Here is a 22,336-nt window from a genome sequence, read left to right on the forward strand (position 1 = left end):
ATTCATTCATCAAGATGGGGGCCTGTCAAATCCGTCGTGGCCGGAAGGGTGTGCACCGCGCGCCTGCCACCAGGGGTGGCGGACGCCGGGCGCCCGGGCATTCCGGCGGTTTGGCGTTCCTGGACCCGGGGTGGAGCCGGCGATCCGGCTCAGGCGGCTGTCAAATGATTGATAACCAACACTTTGGAAACCATGTGGCCAGGTTCCGGATTAGCAATCTGTGAACCATTTGCTCCCTAATGTCGGCCCGCTCGAAGGGGGCCGCTCCGCATGAGGCGGAGGGGAATAGGATGTGGGGTAATCATGCACATGATGTGCACTAAATGGCCGGCCTTGCTTGCCGGCTTTCTCGCGCTGACCCTGTTGTGGTTGCCGCTGAGCCTTCAGGCGCAACTGGTCCTGAGCCTCGCGGCGCTCGGCGTCATGTTCTTCGGCATGACCAGGCCGCACAACACGGTGTTCCGGTTCATCACCTTCATGTTCTGCGCCGTGCTGGCCCTGCGCTACGCCTTCTGGCGCACGACCGAGACCCTGCCGGCAGTCTCCGAACCAATGAACTTCATCCCGGGCCTCTTGCTCTACATTGCCGAAATGTACTGCCTGCTGATGCTGGCGGTGAGCTTCTTCATGCTGGCCGATCCGCTCAAGCGCGTCGCGCCCAAGGTGCGCTCGCTCGATGAGCTGCCGAGCGTCGACGTGTTCATCCCGACCTACAATGAAGATCCGGAACTGCTGGCAAGCACGCTCGCCGCCGCCAAGTCCATGATCTATCCGCGCGACAAGCTCACCATCTGGCTGCTCGACGACGGCGGCACCGACGCCAAGCGCACGCACAAGGATCCGGTCGTGGCGCTTGCCGCCACCCGCCGCCACGAGCAGCTCAAGGCCCTGTGCAAGGCCATGGGCGTGAACTACCACGCCCGCAAGAAGAACGACCACGCCAAGGCCGGCAATCTCAATGACGGCCTGCGCGTGTCGTCCTCCGATCTCGTCGTCGTCTTCGACGCCGACCATGCGCCGGTGCGCGAATTCCTCAAGGAGACGGTGAGTTTCTTCCGCGAGGATCCGAAGCTGTTCCTGGTCCAGACCCCGCATTACTTCCTCAATCCCGATCCGCTCGAGAAGAACCTCAGGACCTTCCGCTCGATGCCGTCCGAGAACGAGATGTTCTATTCGGTGCTGCAGCGCGGGCTCGACAAGTGGAACGCCTCGTTCTTCTGCGGCTCGGCCGCGGTGCTGAGCCGCAAGGCGCTCGCCACCGTCGGCGGCTTCTCCGGCCAGTCGATCACCGAGGATTGCGAGACCGCGCTCAGCCTGCACGCCAAGGGCTGGCACTCGGTCTATGTCGACAAGCCGCTGATCGCCGGCCTGCAGCCCGAGACCTTCGTCGCCTTCATCGGCCAGCGCGCCCGCTGGTGCCAGGGCATGCTGCAGATTCTCATTTTGAACCGGCCGTTCCTGGCCAAGGGTCTCACGATGGGACAGCGCATCTGCTATGCCGGCATCAACCTGTTCTGGCTGTTTCCGCTGTCGCGGCTGGCCTTCATGCTGTCGCCGCTGCTCTACATTTTTTTCTCGCTCGAGATCTACCAGGCCAATATCCAGGAATTCGGCGTCTATGCGCTCACCTACCTGATCGCCTCCTTCGCCATGCAGAGCTATCTCTATGGCAAGGTGCGCTGGCCCTGGGTGTCCGAGCTCTATGAATATGTCCAGTCGATCATGCTGGTGGGCTCCATCGTCAGCGTGATCCGCAATCCGCGCAAGCCCACCTTCAATGTGACCGCCAAGGGCCAGACGCTGGATTCGGACGGGCTGTCGCCGATCGCCATTCCCTATTTCGTCATGTTCTTCGTGCTGCTGGCGGCCGCCGTCTACTCCGTCTGGCGGCTCGCCACCGAGCCGGTCGCCACCGATCTTCTGATGATCGTCGCGCTGTGGAACGTGATCAACCTCGGCGTCGCCGGCGCCGGCCTCGGCGTCGTCGCCGAACGCCGTGAACTGCGCCGCAACCAGCGCCTGCCGATCCGCCGCCACGGGCTGCTGCGCCAGGGCGGCCGCACCTGGACCATCATCCTGCTCGATGCGTCCTCCGGCGGCGTTTCGGTCCAGTTTCCCGAGCACGAACCCGAGATCGACCCGGACTCCGACTGGACGGGCGAGATCGAGGTGCGCCGCGGCGGCCGGCCGGTGACCTTCCCGGTGGCGATCCGCTCGGTGCGCGAGTTCGACGGCACCAATGTGTTCGGCTTCGCCTATCCCGAACGGATGCCGGCGACCTTCATGGCGATCGCGGAGATCATGTATTCCGACCAGGGCGTGCTGCAGGACCGCATCGCCCGCCGCCAGGTGCGCCTCGGCATCCTGCGCGGCACCCTGCGCTTCGGCCGCTGGAGCATCGTCGAGTCGGTCCGCGCCATCGGCTATCTCATGGGCTTCGGCCGGTCCGAGAAGACCGTCTCGCACGCAGATGCGCCCATCGTCGTCAAGGACAACAACGCCCGGATCCCGGGCAAGGCCGCCGATCTGGCCGCCGCCATCTCGGGGGTGCGCTCGCATGCGTAAACTGATGTCCTGTCTCGCCGCCGCCGTCCTTCTGGGAATCCCTGCGTCGCCGGCCGCCCTGGCGCAAAGCCTGCTCAGCGATGCCCCGGCGGCGCCGCCTGCGGTGTCGCTCAGGGGCCTGGGCGACAGCACCATCCTGTCCACCCGCCCGGTCGCCCTGGCCCGGGCCGGCGCCGCGCGGGACATCAACCTCGCCGCGTTTGAACAGTCCCGCTCGGCGCTCGCGCTTGAGGGCGAGGACGACGTGGTCGAGCTCACCTTCGTGCTCGACGCCGGCCACGTCGCCGAAGGCGGCGACCTCGTCATCGCCTACCGCAACGCGGTCTCGGTCATGCCGGAAGCCTCCATGGTCTCGGTCATGATCAACGGCGCGCCCGTGGGCGACTTCCCGATCCGCTCGCCCTCGGGCTTTGCCAGGCAGGTCATCGACGTGTCTCCGGCCTTGCTGCGCGCGGGCGTCAACGAGGTCCGCCTGCGCGCGGTGCAGCGGCACCGGGTCGATTGCTCGATGGAGGCGACTTACGAATTGTGGACGGAAATCGACGGCCAGGCCTCGGGCTTCCGCAGCCGCTCGGCCCTGCGGCCGGAGGATTTCCAAAGCCTGCGGACCCTCGGCCGCACGGAGCACGGCCTCACCGATCTGCGCCTGGTGCTGCCCGCCGGCGCAGGCGCCGCGACGCTCACCCGCGCGGCCCCCGTGGTCCAGACCCTGGCGCTGGCGCTCAACCGCGACGATCTCTCGGTCACGGTGGCCGAGTCCGAGGGCCGCGGCCCCGGCATCGACCTGATCGTCGCCACCGATGACGACCCCGGCTCGCTTGCCGCCGCCGGCTCCGCCCCCTACGGCCTCTCGGTCGCGGCCGGCGCCGACGCCGGCCGGGCCAGGGTAGTGCTGCGCGCGGCCACGGCCGGCGAGATCCCGGGCCTGCTGCTGAGCGCGGTGCAGGGGCCGCTCCAGCCCGTGCTCGACACCGGCATCCGCGCCAGGCGCAAGGGCGAGATCCGCGCCGCGGAAAACAGCGCCTATACGCTCGCCGATGCCGGCTATGTCGCCGCCCCCTTCTCGGGCCGCCTGTTCCATACGGGCTTCGACATGATCCTGCCCGCCGATTTCTACCCGGCCGAATACGCCACCCTGGATCTGGCCCTGCATGCCGCCACCTCGCCGGGCCTCAAGCCCACCTCGCAGCTCCTGGTCCGGGTCAACGGCCACATCGTCAAGAGCCTGCCGATGCGCGACGCCGACGGCGAGGTGTTCTCGGGCCGCAAGCTGGAGCTGCCGCTCCGCGCGTTCCGGCCCGGACGCAACCAGATCGAGCTGCTGGCCGAACTGGAGCGCGCCGCCGATGACGCCTGCGTCTTCGCCGAGCGCGACGATTCGGTGCCGCGCTTCATCCTGCTCGACACGACCGAGATCCGGGTGCCGGCGCTGGCGCGCGTGGCCCGGTCTCCCGAACTCGCGGCGCTGGCCGGCTCGGCCTATCCCTATGCGTCGCCGTCGGGCGTGAGCGTGCACGCGCTCAAGCCGGACGCCGGCTCGGTGTCCGCGGCCATGACCATGATCGCCAAGATGGGCCTGGCCGCGCGCGCGCCGGTGATGGCCCGCATGGAATTCGGCCCGCCCTCGGCGGACGCCGGCGCCAATGCCATCGTGATTGCCTCCAGGCGCGCCGTCGAGGCCCTGTCCGGGCTTGAGCCCGCCGCCTCTCCGCCGGCGGCGCAGGCGATCGATTTCGCCCGCGCCCGGGATTTCGCCGACCCGATGCCGACGGCGTCGATCCATCTGCCCGGCGCCGCGGTGGCGATGTCTATGGCGACGGATCCGGCGGCGCTGCTCGATGCCTTCCAGCAGACCACGCGCGGCCTGGCCACGGGCGGCTCGCTGGTGCGGGATTTCGGTGCGGGTCTCTCCGATGCCTCCCGCGCGTTCAGGCATTGGCTCAACTACGAGCGGCCCTCCGATGCGGCGCCGCTGGTCGAGCCGCTGCGCAAGGCGCTGCTGTTGCAACGCCCCAGCGTGACCGGCGAGGGCGTCGTCACATGGCTGACGGCGGACACGTCGCTGGACATGGTCGAGGCCTCCGACATGCTCGCCGATCCTTCGGTGTGGAACCGGCTCGAGGGCGAGAGCGTGGTGCTCGACCTCGATGCCCGCACCCTCCGCGCCACCCGCCCGCAGGCCTATTTCACCCACGACATCAAGGATTACGGCCCGGGCAATCTGCGCCGCATCGCCGCCGCCTGGTTTTCCGATCACTTCCGCATCTACGTGGTGCTGGTGCTCGCGCTGATGGCCGTTTTCGCGATCTGGCTCGGCCGGGCGGTTCCCGGCGCGGGCGTGAGGACCGACCGATGAGACAGTCTGACCGACGCTTCCCCGCCGCCGCCTCCAAGCGGCCCTTCCGGCTCAACCATGGCCTCTTCGGGGCAGGGCTGCTGGGCCTCCTGGGCCTCGTCCCCGCCGCCGCGGCGGATTCGGCGCAACTGATCATCGCCGCAGGCCAGGCCTATCCCGCCGACAGCACCGCCGCCCTGCTTCAGCCCGCGACGGCAGCCCCCGCGGCGCCGGCCGGCGCGGATCTCGCGCTCGACCCGGTCGAGACCGCCGCGCTCTATTATTATGCCAAGGAACGCCAGATCGAGCGCGTGGAGGCGGAAATCGCCCGCCTGCAGGCGCTGCATCCGGGCTTCGTTCCACCCCAGGATCTCTACATCGCCGCCGACCGCATCGTGCCCGATGAAACCAGCCTGTGGGACCTGTTCGCCGCTGATGATTTCACCGGCATCGACGCCGAGATCATACGGCGCAAGGCCGCCGATCCCGCCTGGCAGCCGACCGCCGATTTCCAGGCCAAGCTCGCCCGCAAGAAGCTGCGAGTGCAGATGAAGGAACTCACCGAGGCCGGCGACTGGCTGGCGCTCACCGATGTGTCGGCCGCCCTCGATCCGGCGAAGGAGGCCGATGTCGATCTGGTCTGGATGAAGATCGACGCGCTGTCGGCGCTGGGCGACCGCGACGGTCTGGCGCGGGTGCTGCGCGGCCTGCTGACCCGGCAGGGCAAGGACCGGCTCTCCGACGAGCACCTGCTGGTGAGCCTGCAGAAGGCGTTGAGGGATTTCCCGGCCGACGAGATCCGCCTGCTGGCGGCGAGCCTCTGGCCGGCGGAGTCCGGGCTTGCGCTGCCCGCCGCACTGCGGCTGGACCTAGCGCGCAAGGACGTGGCCGATTTCAACGCCGACAAGGATGCCGCCCCGGTCGCTGCCGACGCCGTTAGGCTGCTCGCCGTGGAAGCCAGGGCCGCCCGCAGGCCCGAGGACCTGTCGCTCCTGGGCTGGCATGATCTCAAGACTGACAATCCGCAATCGGCGGAAGAATGGTTCGCGCTCGCCATCGAGGCCGCGCCCGATCCGGACACCATCAAGGGCATGTATCTGAGCCTGGCGCGGCAGAAGGACGAGGCGCGGGCCTATGACTTCGCCGCAAGCCATCTGGCCGAGCTCTCCGATGACCCGGTGTTCCTGATGAACGTGCTGTCGCCCCGCTTCGGCAAGCCCGGCGAGGGCACCGTTGGCGCGGACGCGGTGCTCGCCTATTCGACGGCGATCATGGAGACCAGCGCCGCCGACCATGCCGAGATCCTCGGCTGGTACGCCTACAATTCCCGCCAGTTCGACGCCGCCGAGGCCTGGTTCCGCCAGTCCCACGGCTGGGAGGCGTCCGCCGACCGGATCAAGGGCCTGGCGCTGACGCTGATGCAGCTCAGGAAGAAGAAGGACTATGCCGCGCTCAAGGCCGAATACGCCGGGGTCTATCCCGATATCTGGCCGGAGATTGCCGCGGCGCCGGCGCCCAAGGCCAAGACGGCCGCCTCCGTCGCCGAGCCGGCCTCCGGGGTCAGGATGAGCCATGTCCGGCAGTTCGAGGCCAGGAATTACCCCGCCTGCCTGCGCGACATCGACCGGCTCGGCGCCGCCGCGGCCAAGCCCGCCGTCGCGGTGATCCGCGGCTGGTGCGAATTGGGCCTCAAGCGCTTCGACGACGCGCGCAAATCCTTCGAGGCGGCGATGGCGGGGTCCGGCCAGGTCCGCTCCGACGCGGTCTACGGCGCAGGCCTCGCGCTTCTCGGCTCGCGGCTCACCGACGAGGCCGAGGCGCTGATCGCGGCCTGGCCGCTGTCGGCCGAGCGCGACCGCGAACTCAAGGCCGAGATCTATTTCCAGCGCGCGCGCTCCTCCTTCGATCACAAGCAGTTCGACCGGACGCTGCGGGCGCTCGACGCCCGCGCCGCGCTCGTTCCCGAATCCCGCGACCTGATGCAGATGCGCGCCTGGGCCTATTATCATTCGGGACAATCCGAGCAGGCCAAGGCGATCTTCCGCGAGCTCAACATGGTCATCCGCGACACCGCTTCGCTCGCTGCCCTTGCGCTGATCAACACCAATGAGGGGAGATGATCCCATGATGCCGCGATTGATGGCCATGATGGCCCTGGCGCTTGCCTTGACGGGATGCGCCACCGGGAATGATCCCGCGCTCTTCACCGGCTCGACCCCGCCCGTCGCCCCGGCGCTGATCGCCGATGTGGCGCCCGACTATGCCGCCGCCTATCTGCCGCAGGTGGCGGGCGGCGTCAAAGCCGTGCGGCAATCGTCGCGGCCCGATCACATCTTCCAGACCATCCTCTATCCCAATCCCGGCTATGGCGACGGCGAGAACGAGCTGATGATCTCGATCGCGCCGCCCTCCTCGGGGGCCTCCTATTTCCAGGCGCCGACCGAGCGGCAGGTGGCAAGCGAGATGCGCGCGGCGCTGCCCGGCGTGGCGATGCGCATCGCAAGCAATGTCGGGCAGAATCCCCATGGCCCGTTCGGCTACGCCACCGGCGCCCCCGCCGGCGGCGGCGCCTGCATCTTCGCCTGGCAGACCGCCCGGGAGATCGGCCGCGCCGACCAGAACGGCTTCGGCAAGCTGACGCGGACCCATTACGCGGCCAAGGTGCGGCTGCGCTACTGTCATCCGAGCCTGAGCGAGGGCGCGCTGGTCTCGCTGATGAGCGGTCTCAGGATCCGCGAAGTCACCGCCGCCACCGTGGAGATGCTGCGCTTCGCCGAAGGCTCCGGCGTGGCCACGCAGCCCGGCTATGCCGCCCAGCGGGTCCAGGCGCGGCCCGTGACAGAGCCGGCGACGGTGAAGGCTGCAGCTCCCGCCAGGCCCTCCGCCGACGAGACCGAAATGCCGGTGCGCAGCGCCCCGCGCGTGCTCAAGCCCGGCGAGCTGGCGGGCTACGCCGGCGCGCAGAAGGCCGCGCCGGTGGTTCTCGCCCAGGCCGCACCGGAGGACGGCGTGGCCGCCGCCGCGGTTCCGCTGCCGGCAACCCTGGGCCGCTGAGGCGCACGTTTCAAAGATAAGAAAGCTCGGCGTTCCCTGCTGTGGATCCCATCCCGGAAGCGGCGCCGCCGCCTCCGGGATGGCTCGGGACAGGTCTATTCCGCGGCGTCCGCGTAATCCGCCATTGGCGGGCAGGAGCAGACCAAGTGCCGGTCGCCATAGACATTGTCGACCCGGTTCACGGGCGCGAAATACTTGGCGGTGCGCATGGCGCCGGCCGGGAAGCAGGCGGTCTCCCGGTCGTAGGGCCGGTCCCAGGGGCCGACCAGGTCCTCGATCGTGTGCGGCGCGTGCTTGAGGGGGTTGTTCTCCCGGTCCATCGTGCCGTCCTCGATCGCCTGCGCCTCGGCGCGGATGGCGAGCATCGCCGCGCAGAACCGGTCGAGCTCGGCTTTCACTTCCGATTCCGTCGGCTCGATCATCAGCGTGCCGGCCACCGGCCAGCTCATGGTCGGCGCGTGGAAGCCGCAGTCGATCAGCCGCTTGGCGACGTCGTCCACCGTGACGCCGGCGCTTTGCACCAGCGGCCGCGTGTCGATGATGCACTCATGCGCCACCCGGCCCTTGGCCGAGGAATAGAGCACGTCATAGGCGCCCTTGAGCCGGGCGGCGATGTAGTTGGCGTTGAGGATCGCGATCTTGGTGGCCTGCGTCAGGCCCTCGCCGCCCATCATCAGGCAATAGGCCCAGGAGATCGGCAGGATCGAGGCCGATCCGAACGGAGCGGCCGAGACCGCGCCCGGCTTGCCGTCGGTCTGGCAGTGACCCGGCAGATAGGGCGTGAGATGGGATTTCACCCCGATCGGCCCCATGCCCGGTCCGCCGCCGCCGTGCGGAATGCAGAAGGTCTTGTGCAGGTTGAGGTGGCTCACATCCGAGCCGATGTCGCCGGGGCGCGCGAGCCCCACCAGCGCGTTGAGATTGGCGCCGTCGAGATAGACCTGGCCGCCATGCTGGTGGGTGATGGCGCAGACTTCCGTCGCCGTTTCCTCGAACACGCCGTGGGTCGAGGGATAGGTGATCATGCACGCCGCCAGATTGTCCGCGTGCAATTCGGCCTTGGCACGGAAATCATCGAGGTCGATGTCGCCGTTCTCGCGCGTGCCGACGGCGACCACGGTCATGCCCGCCATCTGCGCCGAGGCCGGGTTGGTGCCATGCGCCGAGGTCGGGATCAGGCAGACATGGCGGTGCGCCTGGCCCTTGGCGCGGTGATAGGCGCGGATGGTCATCAGCCCGGCATATTCTCCTTGCGCGCCGGAATTGGGTTGCATCGAGATCGCGTCATAGCCGGTGATCTGGCAGAGCTTGTCCGACAGGTCGTCGATCATCTGCCTGTAGCCCAGCGCCTGCTCGGCCGGGGCGAAGGGGTGGATGTCGGCGAATTCCGGCCAGGTGATCGACAGCATCTCGGCCGTCGCATTGAGCTTCATCGTGCAGGAGCCGAGCGGGATCATCGTCCGGTCGAGCGCCAGGTCCTTGTCCGAGAGCCGGCGGATGTAGCGGGTCATTTCGCTTTCGGCGCGGTTCATGTGGAAGATCGGGTGCTCGAGATAGCGCGACTGGCGCGCCATCGGGTCCGGGATCACCGGCTCGGCGAGCAGGTCCTTGAACTTGAGGTCGCCGCCGAAGGCCCGCCACACCGCTTCCACCGTCTCCTTGCGCGTGACCTCGTCGAGCGCGATGCCGATGCGGTCGTCGCCGACCTTGCGCAGGTTGATGCCCTCGGCCCGCGCCGCTTCGAGGATCTCCGCCTGGCGGCCCTCGGCGAACACGGTCACCGTGTCGAAGAAGATCGCCGGATCGATGATGAAATCGAGCTGCTTGAGACCGGCCGCGAGCGTCGCCGCCTTGACATGGATGCGGCCGGCGATGGCGCGCAGGCCGACCGGCCCGTGGAACACCGCATACATCGAGGCGATGACGGCGAGCAGCACCTGCGCGGTGCAGATGTTGGAGGTGGCCTTCTCGCGGCGGATATGCTGCTCGCGGGTCTGCAGCGCCAGCCGGTAGGCCTGGTTGCCGCGCGCGTCGACCGTGACGCCGACCAGCCGGCCGGGCATCGAGCGCTTGTAGGCGTCCTTCACCGCCATGTAGGCCGCATGCGGCCCGCCATAGCCGACCGGCACGCCGAAGCGCTGCATCGAGCCGATGGCGATGTCGGCGCCCATCTCGCCTGGCGATTTGAGCAGCGTCAGCGACAGCGGATCGGCGGCGACCACGGCAATCGCGTTCTCGGCATGCAGCCGCGTGATCACGTCGGTGAAATCATGCACATGGCCGTGGGTGCCGGGATACTGGAAGATCGCGCCGAACACGGCCGCGGGCTCCAGTCCGGTGAAGGGATCGCCGACGATCACCTCCCAGCCGAGCGGCTCGGCGCGGGTGCGGATCACATCGATGGTCTGCGGGTGGCAGTGATGATCGACGAAGAAGGCGGAACGCTTGGATTTCGAGGCCCGCTCGGCCATCGCCATGGCCTCGGCGGCGGCCGTGGCCTCGTCGAGCAGCGAGGCGTTGGCGATGTCGAGACCGGTAAGGTCGGCCACCAGCGTCTGGAAATTGAGCAGCGCCTCAAGCCGGCCCTGGCTGATCTCCGGCTGGTAGGGCGTATAGGCCGTGTACCAGGCCGGGTTTTCGAGAATGCAGCGCTGGATCACCGGTGGCATGATGGTGCCGTGGTAGCCCTGGCCGATCAGCGAGACCATCACGGTGTTCTTCTTCGCTGTCGCGCGCAGATGGTCGAGCACCTCGCGCTCGCTCATCGGCTCGCCGAAGGCGAGCGGCGCCTTCTGTCGGATCGAGCCGGGCACGGTCTCGTCGATCAGCGCATCGAGCGAGGCGGCGCCCACCACCTTCAGCATGTCCGAGATTTCCGAGGGCGACGGGCCGATATGGCGGCGGTTGGCGAAGTCGTAGGGGTCGTAGTCGGTCAGGGTGATGGTCATGGACTGTCTCAGCCGATCATGGATTTGTAGGCGGCTTCATCCATCAGCGCGCCGGCGCTCGCCGCGTCGTCGAGCTTGAGCTTGAAGAACCAGCCGGCGCCGGCCGGGTCGGAATTGACCAGCGACGGATCGTCGACGATGGCCTGGTTGACCTCGACGACCTCGCCCGCGAGCGGGCAATAGACATCCGACGCCGCCTTGACCGATTCCACGGTCGAAGCCTCGCCGCCCTTCTCGAGCTTGGCGCCGATCTCGGGCAGTTCGACGAACACCAGGTCACCCAGTTGCTCGGCGGCATATTCGGTGATCCCGACGGTGGCGACATCGCCTTCGATCTTCAGCCATTCGTGGTCTTCGGTGAATTTGAGCATGGGGCGTGATCCTGTTCTTGACTTAGCGTTTGTAGGTGGAGGGGACGAAGGGCAGGGCGGTGACGGCCATTTCCAGCCGCTTGCCGCGCACATCGGCGTAGATTCTGGTGCCTGTGGCGGACAGGCCGGAGGGCACGTAGCCCATGGCGACGGGCGCATTGGCGCTGGGGCCGAAGCCGCCCGAGGTGACCGTGCCGATGCTCTCGCCGCCGGTTTCCGCCTCGAACAGCGCCGCGCCCGCCCTGACCGGGGCCTTGCCCGTCGGCTGCAGCCCGACGCGGCGGCGCGGCGCCCCGGTTTCGAACTGGCCGAGGATCACATCCGCGCCGGGAAAGCCGCCCGCGCGCGCGCCGCCCTTGCGGCGCACCTTCTGGATCGCCCAGGTAAGATTGGCCTCCACCGGCGTCGTCGTCTCGTCGATGTCGTGGCCGTAGAGGCAGAGCCCCGCCTCGAGCCGGAGCGAATCCCGCGCGCCGAGCCCGATCGGCGCGAGCCGGTCGTCGGTCAGGAGCAGCCGGGCGATGCGGTCGGTCTCTTCGGCCGGCAGCGAGATCTCGTAGCCGTCCTCGCCGGTATAACCCGAGCGCGAGACCACCGCCGGAACCCCGGCGATGTCGAACTCGGCCACGTCCATGAACACCATGTCCTCGGCCTCCGACGCATAGGCGAGCAGCACGCTCTCGGCCTCCGGCCCCTGCAGCGCGATCAGGCCGCGGTCGAATCGCGCCTCGATCTCGCAGGTCTCGGACAAGGCCGCCTCGAGCCGGGCGAGGTCGTCATGCTTGCAGGCCGCGTTGACGACGAGATAGAGGTGGTCGCCGCGGTTGGCGACCATGAAATCGTCCTCGAGCCCGCCTGCCGCATTGGTGAACAGCCCGTAGCGCTGGCGGCCGGGCTTGAGGTCGGCGACATCGACGGGCGTCAGGCTTTCGAGCGCCAGCGCCGCGTCGCGCACGTCGCCGCTTTTCGCGCGGATCAGGATCTGGCCCATGTGCGAGACGTCGAACAGGCCGGCTTCCGCGCGGGTGTGAAGGTGCTCCTTCATCACGCCCATCGGATACTGGATCGGCATGTCGTAGCCGGCGAAGCCCGCCATGCGCGCGCCGAGTTCAAGGTGTAGGGAATGCAGAGGCGTTTTCAGAAGGTCAGCTGTGGTGTCCACGCTGCAGTCTCCATCTCGGGTGCCGGGGTCAACCGCGCACGGGCCAATCGTCAAGCGTCAGACGCCTTCCATGGCCCCCTCTGTCCTTTTGCCTGAGATTGTTATCCCTTCGGCAGACGCAGCGAGCGCCATTCTCCAGAGTCCTTGATGTTCCGCTGGTCCTTTTGCCTGAGAGTTTCCGGGGCGGTTGCTCCTTCGGCACCGGATCGGACCGGTTTCTCCCAACGGGACGGGGTGTATCTAGGATGAATCGCGGCGGGAAGGCAAGGGGCGCGCAGGAGCTTGATCTCTCTCACTGTGACCGCTTCCCGCAGACACATCGAGAGGTATATAAATCAAATGCCATCCCAAAAAGATAATTTTTAAAATTAAAGAACCTCAAAATCGATCCAAATAATTAAGGTAAATTTAAAAATAATCGATCTTTCCTCTCTTAAATTCTATTTTTTTCCACTCAAAATGCACAATAAAGCGCACCAATCTCGATTTCAGAACTTCAAAATCAGCGTTTATCTGCCCTCGACGTTCGCTATCCTGAATCATCTCGAAGTATTTCTTTGCTTTCTGCAATGCTTCATCCTGTCTTCCCATGGAAACTAAGGCGTCAATATGATACCGCCCTAAGACCGAAAGAGGGTATTCATCGAAGCTTTTATGTTGACTGTTTCCGTACGACTCGAAGTGTCGCATCAACAGAGCACTTTCCGCTTCTGTAATCCACCTTGAGGCTTCATTAGGTTTTTCATGCGAGAAAATCGAAGCGCTGATCAATTTTTGTTGTGCCAAAGCATGCTCGGAATATGGGTTACCGGGATAAGCTTCAATGGATTTTTCAAGCTTCTTTAACGCTTCTATATGCTCTCCGCACCTACGGAGAAAAAGCCCAAACTGAAGCCAATAATGCCCATCTAACTGAAGAGGCTGTTCAAATTCCTCATAAAGTGTTCTGGCCCTCTCAAGAGAGTTTCTGCTCCTATAAAAATCATAATTTGATCTATTGTTAAGAATATATTTAAAAAGCTGACCGTCAATTCTAGAAATATTAGAAATAATAGGCCATTTATATTCACCAAAATAACCTACAATAAGCTTGTATGAGGTCAGCAAATCATCAATTTTCGAAATTTTTTCTAAAATTATACCAGCATACAAGTCATGTCTGGCTTTATACCGGCCATTAGGTGCTATATCTATTGTACCCTCCAATCTATATATTGCATCTCGAAAATTAATTATTTCCCTGTGTTTCTCATTAACATCACTCTCCGCAGAAACGATTTGAACCAGCGTTTCCCAAATTGAGCCTAGCACATCTTTTGCAATGCCGACCCTTGCAAGAGTAGCGATGCAAATGGTGCCAAGCAGTATTCTTAATTCCGGGGTTAAACTTCTTACGTACTCGTCGTGGACAATAGAGTCGATAACATCAGACTCAGATGCGGCGCGCATCGCAAACAGAATTTGACGCTTACTTTTCTTCAACACCAATATTTTTTCGGAATATGTCAATTTGTTAAAATTTGGCGCAACATAATACTGCGCAACTTTAGAAATCATTTCTTCATGATCTGAATCACCAAATCGACTCAAGTTAAATAATCTTACTTTATTACTTATCTGTTTCTTCACCAGACCATTCCAGTCTGTGGTGCGGACAGAAGTTAAAAAAGATAAGTTCGAATTTGAATTTGAATCTAAATATTCCTGAACTTCATCGGCGATTATATGAAAGTCATCAAATATAACACAGACTTTTTCGGTTTGATCAACAAGTCTATTAAGGGCTGACATGGCAGTCGAAAAACTAGAAGACGCCCTTTTATATTTATAAAAAGAAATTTCTGAAGAATGCTTATGAGCAAATCTGTAGACATACGTAGATTTACCAGATCCGGCCTCGCCGACAACAACATTCAGCCTGTTGCCAGATTTTATATTGGCAATTAATTCTTCGTCAATTTTCCTAAACTGAGAGAGCTCAAAAAAAGCGTCTTCCGATATTACTTTCCAATTAGGTCCATACCCTTCAAAAAACTGTCGCCGAGCGTTTCTTTTTTCTGCACTGCTCGATGAGGTCTGTCGGTTAAAAAAATCGTTATCTAATCTAAAAAGTCCTTCAAGGGCCTTTATATCATTCCTATCGAACTTGCTCAAAAGCTTATCCGTTAGCCCGATCTCCTGTGATAAAATTGACGACACGGCGATACGTTCGCCTAAATTCTTCAGAAGCGCCTGGGAGAAATCCTTAAGGTTTCCTCTAGCATACTCAATGTTAGCGCGCTTTAAGGATGAAAGTCTTATGCTGGAAAGATCAGAAGGTATAATTAATTTAGGTTTTTTAGAATCCTTAAATGAAGTTTCTTCCTTCTTGATTAGCGATAATATGAATTGCTCATCCATACTGCTGCCAATTATATATATATTTCTATTTCGAAAATCTTCGCGGAGTTGCTGATACCATCCTAATCTCCGGTCATAAACCGCTCCATATTCTTCATCGGAGAACACAAAACCAGAATCGGAGTTCCATACAGCGCCATGCAAATGAATAATCTGGCATACCCCATGGCCTCTCCACTCAATTCGGTCTCCTCCAATCCCATTTATCATTTCCAGCTCTTGGGAGCAATTTTTCTTGGGTATATTATATATAGAATCATCTATATTTAGTGTATAAATTCGATACCAACAGTAATTAAATATATTAACAAGTTCAATGCTTGCTCTTAGCCCGGAATACTGCGAAACTAAAAAATTGTGAACTTGCTGTTTAGTTTTCTTAATTATTGCCGCATCATAAATTTCCCGGAGGGACTCTTCGGCATAAGGTTATTCAATCCAATCGCATAATTTCTTCGACAACGCAGATGTTGCCAGAATCGGTCGGTTGTCTTGTTTATCGTACCTCGTGTTGGCAACGCTCGCTCCTGCGCCGAGCAAGAGAACGGCATGGCCATTCCGAATCTCATTGATGTCATGCTCCGAAAATGAAACTGCCATTAGTATCCGCCTTCATGCTGTTCGACGTAATATAAATTACATCGTATGCGAAATACTACGATAAAATTGGATCCATGGGAATTAGGATGAGAGGTTTTTGCCAATAAAGTCAATGGAACTAAAAAATTGTTTTCGGTCAATTTGATTTGATATGATCCGTCTACCACCGAACCACCGGCCGCATCCCCGCACCTGCCCCACCACCAGTGCCACAACGAACAGCAAGATTATCATCAGCACTCTTGTAGGCATAGTTTCGTTGTCGATGTTGTATCTCAAAAAGATGCCGACAAGCGCTGAGAGCACCGAGGAACAGTTGGGTAACGCACGTATGGCGGCGAAGTTCTTTGAAATCCATTTATACCTACGGCGACCTTCACCGCTTGAGCAGCCCCATGATCCGCTTCATCTTCGGCGTGTGGGTCTTCACCTGGTTGCGGCCGGATGTCTTGGCCTCGTAGAGCATCGCATCGGCCTTCTTGTAGAGATTGGCCGGGCCGGAGGCGTCGGCCGCCATGCACAGGCCCAGGCTGATGGTGACATGGCCGCGGTCGACGCCGTCGTTCTGATCCTTCAGCGGGGTCGATTCGATCGCCACGCGCAGACGCTCGGCGGTCGCCTGGGCTTCCTCCAGGCTGGTGTCGTCCAGGATGACCGCGAATTCCTCGCCGCCGGTGCGGGAGAGGAAGGTTTCGCTGCCAAGGGTCCTGGTCATCACGGCCGCCGTCGCGCGCAGCACGCGGTCGCCGACCTGGTGGCCATAGGCGTCGTTGAACGCCTTGAAATGGTCGATATCCGCGACCAGCAGCGCCTGGCTCACCACGGTCTGCAGATCCTCGTAGATGGCGGCCAGCCGCTTGTCGAAGGCGCGGCGATTGGACAGCCTTGTGACCGGATCGATGCCGGACAGGCGCTTGTACTCCTCGAGTTCGGCCTTGAGGCGCGCCAGTTCCAGCGCCCGCTCGACCATCTGCTGGATGATGGCCTTGCTCTTCTCCATCGTGTCGACGGTGGCGGAGGAGAGAACCCTGTTGAGATCGTCGAGGAAATCCAGGCTGCGCACGCCTTTCGCGGACATGCGGGCCGAGGTTTCTCCCAGCAGGGTCGAGTATTTCTCGAGCCTGGAGCGGTCCTGCTTGAACAGACGGATGATTTTCCGCATCTCTTCGAACACGCATTCCAGCGACTGTTCGACCGCGCTGACGGGATGGAGATGGGGCAGGAACCTCATGCCGATGGCATCGAGCTGCAACTGGGTCGGACGCCGCCCGAGCGCCGCGAACTCCTGGATCAGCGCCGGGTTCGAACTGTTGAGGAACCGGTAGACCAACTCGTAATTGCGCGGCAGCGAGGAAATGCCCTGCTCCCGCATCCTCGTAATCACCGTTTCAGCGGGATCGGTGGTCTCTGTGTTTTCCGGATGAACCACGATGCGGACTGCCTGGGGGAGGGTGAATTATTCAGGTGAACTTATGAATTACAGATAAAGAATTCTCTAAACATGCTCGGCAGGAAATAGGCAGGTGCCCGCGGCCCATCGGGCTGAGCCGCGGGGACGCCGCGCACGGCGCCGCAACCGGACCCTCGGGGACGTCCACGATCCGCCGCCCATGTCTCTACCCCCCGGCCAGCCGCCGCATCCGGTAATCCCTGACCTGCCCCACTGCCAGCGCCACCATGAACAGCCCGGTCATCATCAGCACCATGGTCGGCGCCGGTTCGCTGTCGATGTGGTAGCTCAAAAAGATGCCGACGAGCGCCGAGAGCACCACCGATCCCACCGCGATGCCGAGCATGCCGGCGAAGGTGCGGGCCACCAGGAAGGCGATGGCGCCCGGCGCCACCAGGAGCGCGATCGACAGGATGATGCCGACCGCCTTGAGGCTGGCGACGATCATCAGCGCGATGGCCGTGAGCAGCCCGTAATGCAGCCAGCCGGTGCGCAAGCCGATGGCGCGGGCGTGCAGCCCGTCGAAGGCCTGGGCGACGAGATCGCGCCATTTGACCAGCAGGAATCCGCCGCACAGCGCCGCAAGCGCCGCGGTCGCGGAAATGTCGGCCCAGCTCACGCCCAGCATGTCGCCGAACAGGATATGGTCGAGATGCAGGCTCGAGCGGACGCTGACATGCAGCACGATCCCCAGGCCGAACATGCCGGAGAAGACGATGCCCATCACCGTGTCTTCCTTGACGCGGCTGTTGGCGTTGAGCCAGCCGGTGGCGACTGCGCAGAACAGGCCGGCGATGAAGGCGCCGATCACCAGCGGCAGGCCGGCGATATAGGCGAGCACGATGCCCGGCAGCACCGCATGGCTCATGGCGTCGCCCAAGAGCGACCAGCCCTTGAGCACCATCAGCGAGCTCATCGCCGCCATCGGCATGGCGATCAGGAGCGTGATCAGGAACGCCTTCTGCATATAGGCGAAGCGGAACGGATCGATGATGAAATCGATGAGGGCGTCCATCACGCGGCTCCCGCGTCAGGGCTTGCGTGGCGCACCCTTGCGCGCTGGGCGAGCAGCCCGTGCTTGGGTGCGAACAGGAAGGCCATCAGGAACAGCGAGGTCTGCAGCATGATCACCACGCCGCCGGTGGCGCCGTCGAGGAAATAGCTCAGATACACGCCGACAAAGGAGGTGATCGAGCCGATGGCGACCGCGATCACGATCAGCCGCGGGAACCGGTCGGTGAGCAGATAGGCGGTGGCGCCCGGCGTCACCACCAGCGCGATCACCAGGAAGGCGCCCACCGTCTGCATCGCCGCCACCGTGGAGGCGGCGAGCAGCGTGAAGAAGATGACCTTGAGCGCGGTGGCGCGGACGCCGATGGCGCGCGCATGGCTCTCGTCGAAGAACACCAGCATCAGATCCTTCCAGATCACAGAAAGCACCACGAGCGTGACCACGCCGATGATGATGAGCTGGAACGAATCCGCCGGCGTGATCGCCAGCACGTTGCCGAGCACGATGGTCTGCACATTGATGGGCGTCGGCGAAATCGACACCATGAACAGCCCGAGCGCGAAGAAGGAGACGAAGATCATGCCGATGATCGCGTCCTCCCGGAGCCGGGTGCGCGAGCGGATGGCGAGCATCGCGGCGGCCGCGAGCCCGCCCGCCAGGAACGCGCCGGCGGCAAAGGGCAGGCCCAGCATGTAGGCGCCGGCCACGCCCGGAACGATCGAGTGCGACAGCGCGTCGCCGATCAGCGACCAGCCCTTGAGCATGAGATAGCACGACAGGAAGGCGCAGATCGCGCCCGTGAGCGCCGACACCCACATGGCGTTGACCATGTAGCCATAGGTGAAGGGTTCCAGCAGCAGGGTCACGGGCGCTTGCTCCCCCGGGGCTTGGCGGCGGCCTTTCCGCTAGCCTTTGGGCCGCCCGCCTTTGTGCCGCCCGCCTTGGACTTGCCCGCAGGAGCCTTGGCGGTCTTGGCCTTGCCGGTGGAGGCCTTGGCGGATGCTGGCGTGGCGGATGCGGCCTTGCCGGCCGCTGGCGTGGCGGATGCGGCCTTGCCGGCCGCGGGCGCGCCGGAATCGGCCGCGCCGGCCTTGCGCGCCTTGCGCGCGGCTTCGCCATAGATGACGAAGGGCCGTTCGTCGTCGGTGAGCACGGTGAGCTGCCGCGTGTCGTCGTCGTCGTGCAGGTCCTGGCCGCCCAGCGTGAAATGCCTGAGCACTCCGCCGAAGGCCTTCTGCAGATTGTGCTGCGTGAACACTTCCGCCGTCGGCCCCTCGGCCAGGACGGAGCGGTTGATCAGCACCGCCCGGTCGCAGAATTCCGGCACGCTGCCGAGATTGTGGGTCGAGACCAGCATCACCCGTCCTTCGGCGCGGAGGTCCTTCAGAAGCTCGATGATCTGGGTCTCGGTGGTCACGTCGACGCCGGTGAAGGGCTCGTCGAGCAGGATCACCTGGCCCTCCTGGGCGAGCGCGCGGGCGAGGAACACGCGTTTCTTCTGCCCGCCCGAGAGCTCGCCGATCTGGCGCTTGCGGAACTCGCTCATGCCGACGCGGGCGAGCGCGGCGTCGACGGCGGCCCGGTCCTGCGGCCGCGTCATGCGCAGGAAATTCATGCGGCCGTAGCGGCCCATCATCACCACGTCCTCGACCAGCACCGGGAACGACCAGTCGATCTCCTCGCTCTGCGGCACATAGGCCACGAGGTTCTGGCGAAGCGCGTCGGCGACGGAGAGCCCGAGGATGGAGATCTCGCCGCCGGCCAGCGGCACGAAGCCCATCAGCGCCTTGAACAGCGTCGACTTGCCCGAGCCGTTGATGCCCACCAGCGCGGTGATCGAGCCCTTGGGCACCGAGAACGAGGCGCCGTCGAGCGCCCGGTTGCCGTTGCGGTAGATCACCGAGACGTCGGCGACGGTGAGGCCGGCCATGCCGGCGGCCTGCAGGTTGGCTTGGGAGACGTTCATGGCTTGGCCGTCAGCCCGGTGACGATGGTCTCCGAGGTGACCCGGAGCAGATCGAGATAGCTCGGCACCGGGCCGTCCGGCGTCGACAGCGAGTCCACGTAGAGCACGCCGCCATAGGCGATGCCGGTTTCGCGCGCCACCTGTTCGGCGGGCTTCGGCGACACAGTGCTTTCGGAGAAGATCACCGGGATGTCGTTGGCGTTGATCAGGTCGATGATGCGGCGCACCTGCTGCGGCGAGCCCTGGCTGTCGGCGTTGATCGCCCAGATCGCGGCTTCCTTCAGCCCGAAATCCCGGGCGAGATAGGAAAACGCCGCCTCGCTCGTGACCAGCCAGCGCCGCTCTTCGGGCAGCGCCTCGATCGCCGCGCGGATCGGCGCGAAGGTGGCGGCGATCTCGGCCTTGTAGGCCTCGCCATTGGCGGCATAGGCGGCCGCATTGTCGGGATCGGTCTCCGACAGGGCGGTGACGATGTTGTCGATGTAGATGCCGGCGTTGCCGGGCGACATCCAGGCATGCGGATTGGCGCGGCCGGCATAGGCGTCCTCGGTGATCAGGATCGGCTCGACGCCGTCGGAGAGGACGTAAGCCTTCACGTCGCCGAGATTTTCGAGATAGCGCTCGAACCAGGTCTCGAGCCCGAGCCCGTTCCACAGCACCACGTCCGCGCCCAGGCCCCGCTTGATGTCGCCCGGCGTCGGCCGGAACATGTGGATCTCCGCGCCTTCCTTGGTGATCGAGACCACCTCGGCGTGCTCGCCGGCGACGTTGCGCGCCATGTCGGCGAACACGGTGAACGAGGTCAGCACCTTGATCTGCGCCAGCGCGGGCTGGGCGAAGCCGAGCGCGATGAGAACTCCGAGAACTGGGATGAGGCGCATGCGGTCTTCCTGCGAATGGTTTGCAAGAAGCAGTCTATGGGGTTTCCCTCCATTGTCAATGTTTTTGCAAATGAGTCGCAAAAAGACGGCGGATCCCCGTCCTGCCAGGATGCGGAGCTCCCGCGCCTGCGGACCCGCATAGCCTGAAGGCGGGGCGTCGGCCCGGGAAGGGGGACGGAAGGGTGGCGGCGTGGGGACGGGATCGGCAGGCGGAGCGGCCGCGCACGGCCTTCGCCGAAGCCTGGCTCAGGCCCCGCCGAGACGGGCGTTGCGGTCGATGAGATATTTGTCGAACAGCGGCAGGCTCGCCGCCCCCAGCGCGCGGGCGAGGTGGCCCACGGTGCCGGGCAGGATGGTGGGGACCTCGAGACCCCTGAGGTCGTAATGGGAGACCTCGGCCCGCGTCGCCGCGACGATCTTCTCCCGGACCTCGGACGGCAGCCCGCCATCGATGATCACATGCTCGAAATCGATGATCGAGGCGGCCGAGACGATTGCCTGCGCCAGGCCGCGGGCGACGATGCCGATCCACTGATCGGCCAGATCCTCGAACCCTTCCCAGTGGTCCGGGCTGTTCCACAGCGGCGAGGGATCGAGCCCCGCCTGCTTCAGCATGCGCTCGAGCAACATGATCGACGCCCGGTCGAGCAGTTGCACCGGTGTGCCGTCGGGGCCGGCGACGGGCAGCGGCCCGAGCGCCCCGGCATTGCCGGTGCGGCCGGAATAGACGCTGCCGTTGAGCACCACGCCGCCGCCGACAAAGGTGCCGATGTAGAGATAGAGATAATCGTTGAGCCCGGGGTGCTTTCCGAACACCAGCTCGGCAGCGCAGGCCGCGGTGGCGTCGTTCTGCAGATAGACCGGCATGTTCGAGATCCGCGCGAGCTCGGCCCTGAGGTCGCAGCCGCGCCACAGGTCCATCGCCTCGCGCGGCGCGCCGGCCTGCTCGGTCCAGTTCCACAGTTCGAACGGCGTGGCGATGCCCAGCCCGGCGACGCGGTCGCGCAGCGCCGGCGGCAGGCCTGCCAGCATCTCGGCCAGGCCGTCGCGCACGAAGTCGATGATCAGGGGCGGCGTCGGCCAGGGGTAGCTCTTGCGCAGGGTGGCGCGCGGCTCGCCGAGGAAATTGATGAGAATGAGTTCGGCGCTGCGGCGACCGACCTTGAGCCCGATGAAGAAGGCGCCGTCGGGATTGATCGACAGCGGCACCGAGGGCTGGCCCACCTTGCCGCGGATCGGCTCGCCCTTGACGATCAGCTCCTCGGCCTCGAGCTCGCGCATGATCACCGAGCCGGTCTGGGCCGAAAGCCCGGTCAGACGGGCGATGTCGGTCTTGGCCAGGTTGCCGTGGGAATAGACGAGGCTGAGAACCAGGCGCTGGTTGTGGGCGCGCAGGCCGCTCTGGTTCGATCCCCTCAGCGAGGGACCCGCCGTGGCCGGCCGCACATCGCCCGCTTTCGCATTGTCCGCCACGTGTTTGGTCCCTCCGCCCGCTTTGCGCGTTCTTAGCAAAAGAATGACGGAAAGACACGTCCCGGTCAATTACTAAATAAGAATGATTTATTTATTGACAGAGCCGGCCGGCCGTGCTG

General features: G+C 63.7%; 13 protein-coding genes, 1 pseudogene and 1 riboswitch. Of the genes and pseudogenes, 4 read left to right on the plus strand and 10 right to left on the minus strand.

Annotation, left to right across the window (positions count from 1 at the left end; translation table 11 throughout):
• The first annotated feature begins 309 nt into the window (after positions 1 to 309).
• The 4 genes from bcsA to bcsN are packed head-to-tail and all read left to right on the plus strand — an operon-like array spanning position 310 to position 7,954.
• The gene (gene bcsA / locus LL06_RS19505) at positions 310 to 2,565 is read left to right on the plus strand and encodes a UDP-forming cellulose synthase catalytic subunit (protein WP_052161742.1); all 2,256 of its coding nucleotides are present in this window, start codon (positions 310 to 312) and stop codon (positions 2,563 to 2,565) included.
• A complete protein-coding gene (locus LL06_RS19510) occupies positions 2,558 to 4,921 on the plus strand; it encodes a cellulose biosynthesis cyclic di-GMP-binding regulatory protein BcsB (RefSeq protein ID WP_161784998.1) in 2,364 nt (787 codons plus the stop codon). Before bcsA ends, LL06_RS19510 begins: the two co-directional genes overlap by 8 nt.
• Positions 4,918 to 7,020 (plus strand): hypothetical protein, encoded by a 2,103-nt coding sequence (locus LL06_RS19515; RefSeq protein WP_035530685.1) that lies wholly within the window; start codon positions 4,918 to 4,920, stop codon positions 7,018 to 7,020. The genes LL06_RS19510 and LL06_RS19515 overlap by 4 nt, the downstream gene beginning before the upstream one ends.
• 4 nt (positions 7,021 to 7,024) lie before the next feature.
• Positions 7,025 to 7,954, plus strand: coding sequence for a cellulose biosynthesis protein BcsN (gene bcsN / locus LL06_RS19520; RefSeq protein WP_035530687.1), 930 nt, complete (start codon positions 7,025 to 7,027; stop codon positions 7,952 to 7,954).
• 95 nt (positions 7,955 to 8,049) lie between these two features.
• Here bcsN and gcvP read toward each other — a convergent pair whose 3' ends face one another.
• The 10 genes and pseudogenes from gcvP to LL06_RS19570 form a co-directional block, all read right to left on the minus strand.
• Positions 8,050 to 10,902 (minus strand): aminomethyl-transferring glycine dehydrogenase, encoded by a 2,853-nt coding sequence (gene gcvP / locus LL06_RS19525; protein ID WP_035530689.1) that lies wholly within the window; start codon positions 10,900 to 10,902, stop codon positions 8,050 to 8,052.
• An 8-nt stretch (positions 10,903 to 10,910) separates the two neighbouring features.
• Positions 10,911 to 11,273, minus strand: a complete 363-nt coding sequence (gene gcvH / locus LL06_RS19530) for a glycine cleavage system protein GcvH (RefSeq protein WP_035530691.1) — start codon at positions 11,271 to 11,273, stop codon at positions 10,911 to 10,913.
• Positions 11,274 to 11,295: 22 nt separating this feature from the next.
• Positions 11,296 to 12,435, minus strand: coding sequence for a glycine cleavage system aminomethyltransferase GcvT (gene gcvT / locus LL06_RS19535; RefSeq protein WP_035530693.1), 1,140 nt, complete (start codon positions 12,433 to 12,435; stop codon positions 11,296 to 11,298).
• 146 nt (positions 12,436 to 12,581) lie between these two features.
• Positions 12,582 to 12,669: riboswitch (glycine riboswitch) on the minus strand.
• Between the two features lie 174 nt (positions 12,670 to 12,843).
• A complete protein-coding gene (locus tag LL06_RS27000; protein WP_081964085.1) occupies positions 12,844 to 15,045 on the minus strand; it encodes an SIR2 family protein in 2,202 nt (733 codons plus the stop codon).
• A gap of 766 nt (positions 15,046 to 15,811) precedes the next feature.
• Positions 15,812 to 16,864, minus strand: coding sequence for a GGDEF domain-containing protein (locus tag LL06_RS19545; RefSeq protein ID WP_244447188.1), 1,053 nt, complete (start codon positions 16,862 to 16,864; stop codon positions 15,812 to 15,814).
• Positions 16,865 to 17,051: 187 nt separating this feature from the next.
• A complete protein-coding gene (locus LL06_RS19550) occupies positions 17,052 to 17,900 on the minus strand; it encodes a metal ABC transporter permease (RefSeq protein WP_035530702.1) in 849 nt (282 codons plus the stop codon).
• Entirely contained in the window at positions 17,900 to 18,727 is an 828-nt protein-coding gene (locus LL06_RS19555; RefSeq protein WP_052161743.1) for a metal ABC transporter permease, read from the minus strand. The genes LL06_RS19550 and LL06_RS19555 overlap by 1 nt, the downstream gene beginning before the upstream one ends.
• Positions 18,728 to 19,008: 281 nt before the next feature.
• Positions 19,009 to 19,863: pseudogene (locus LL06_RS19560) on the minus strand (manganese/iron ABC transporter ATP-binding protein); the annotation flags it as partial.
• Positions 19,860 to 20,744 (minus strand): metal ABC transporter substrate-binding protein, encoded by an 885-nt coding sequence (locus LL06_RS19565; RefSeq protein ID WP_035530704.1) that lies wholly within the window; start codon positions 20,742 to 20,744, stop codon positions 19,860 to 19,862. The gene LL06_RS19565 and the pseudogene LL06_RS19560, both read right to left, overlap by 4 nt.
• Before the next feature lie 246 nt (positions 20,745 to 20,990).
• Complete coding sequence (locus LL06_RS19570; protein ID WP_052161738.1) at positions 20,991 to 22,217, minus strand: ROK family transcriptional regulator; 1,227 nt, start codon at positions 22,215 to 22,217, stop codon at positions 20,991 to 20,993.
• Between the last annotated feature and the right edge of the window lie 119 nt (positions 22,218 to 22,336).

The sequence above is a fragment of the Hoeflea sp. BAL378 genome, from assembly GCF_000759435.1.
Classification (GTDB): Bacteria; Pseudomonadota; Alphaproteobacteria; order Rhizobiales; family Rhizobiaceae; genus Hoeflea.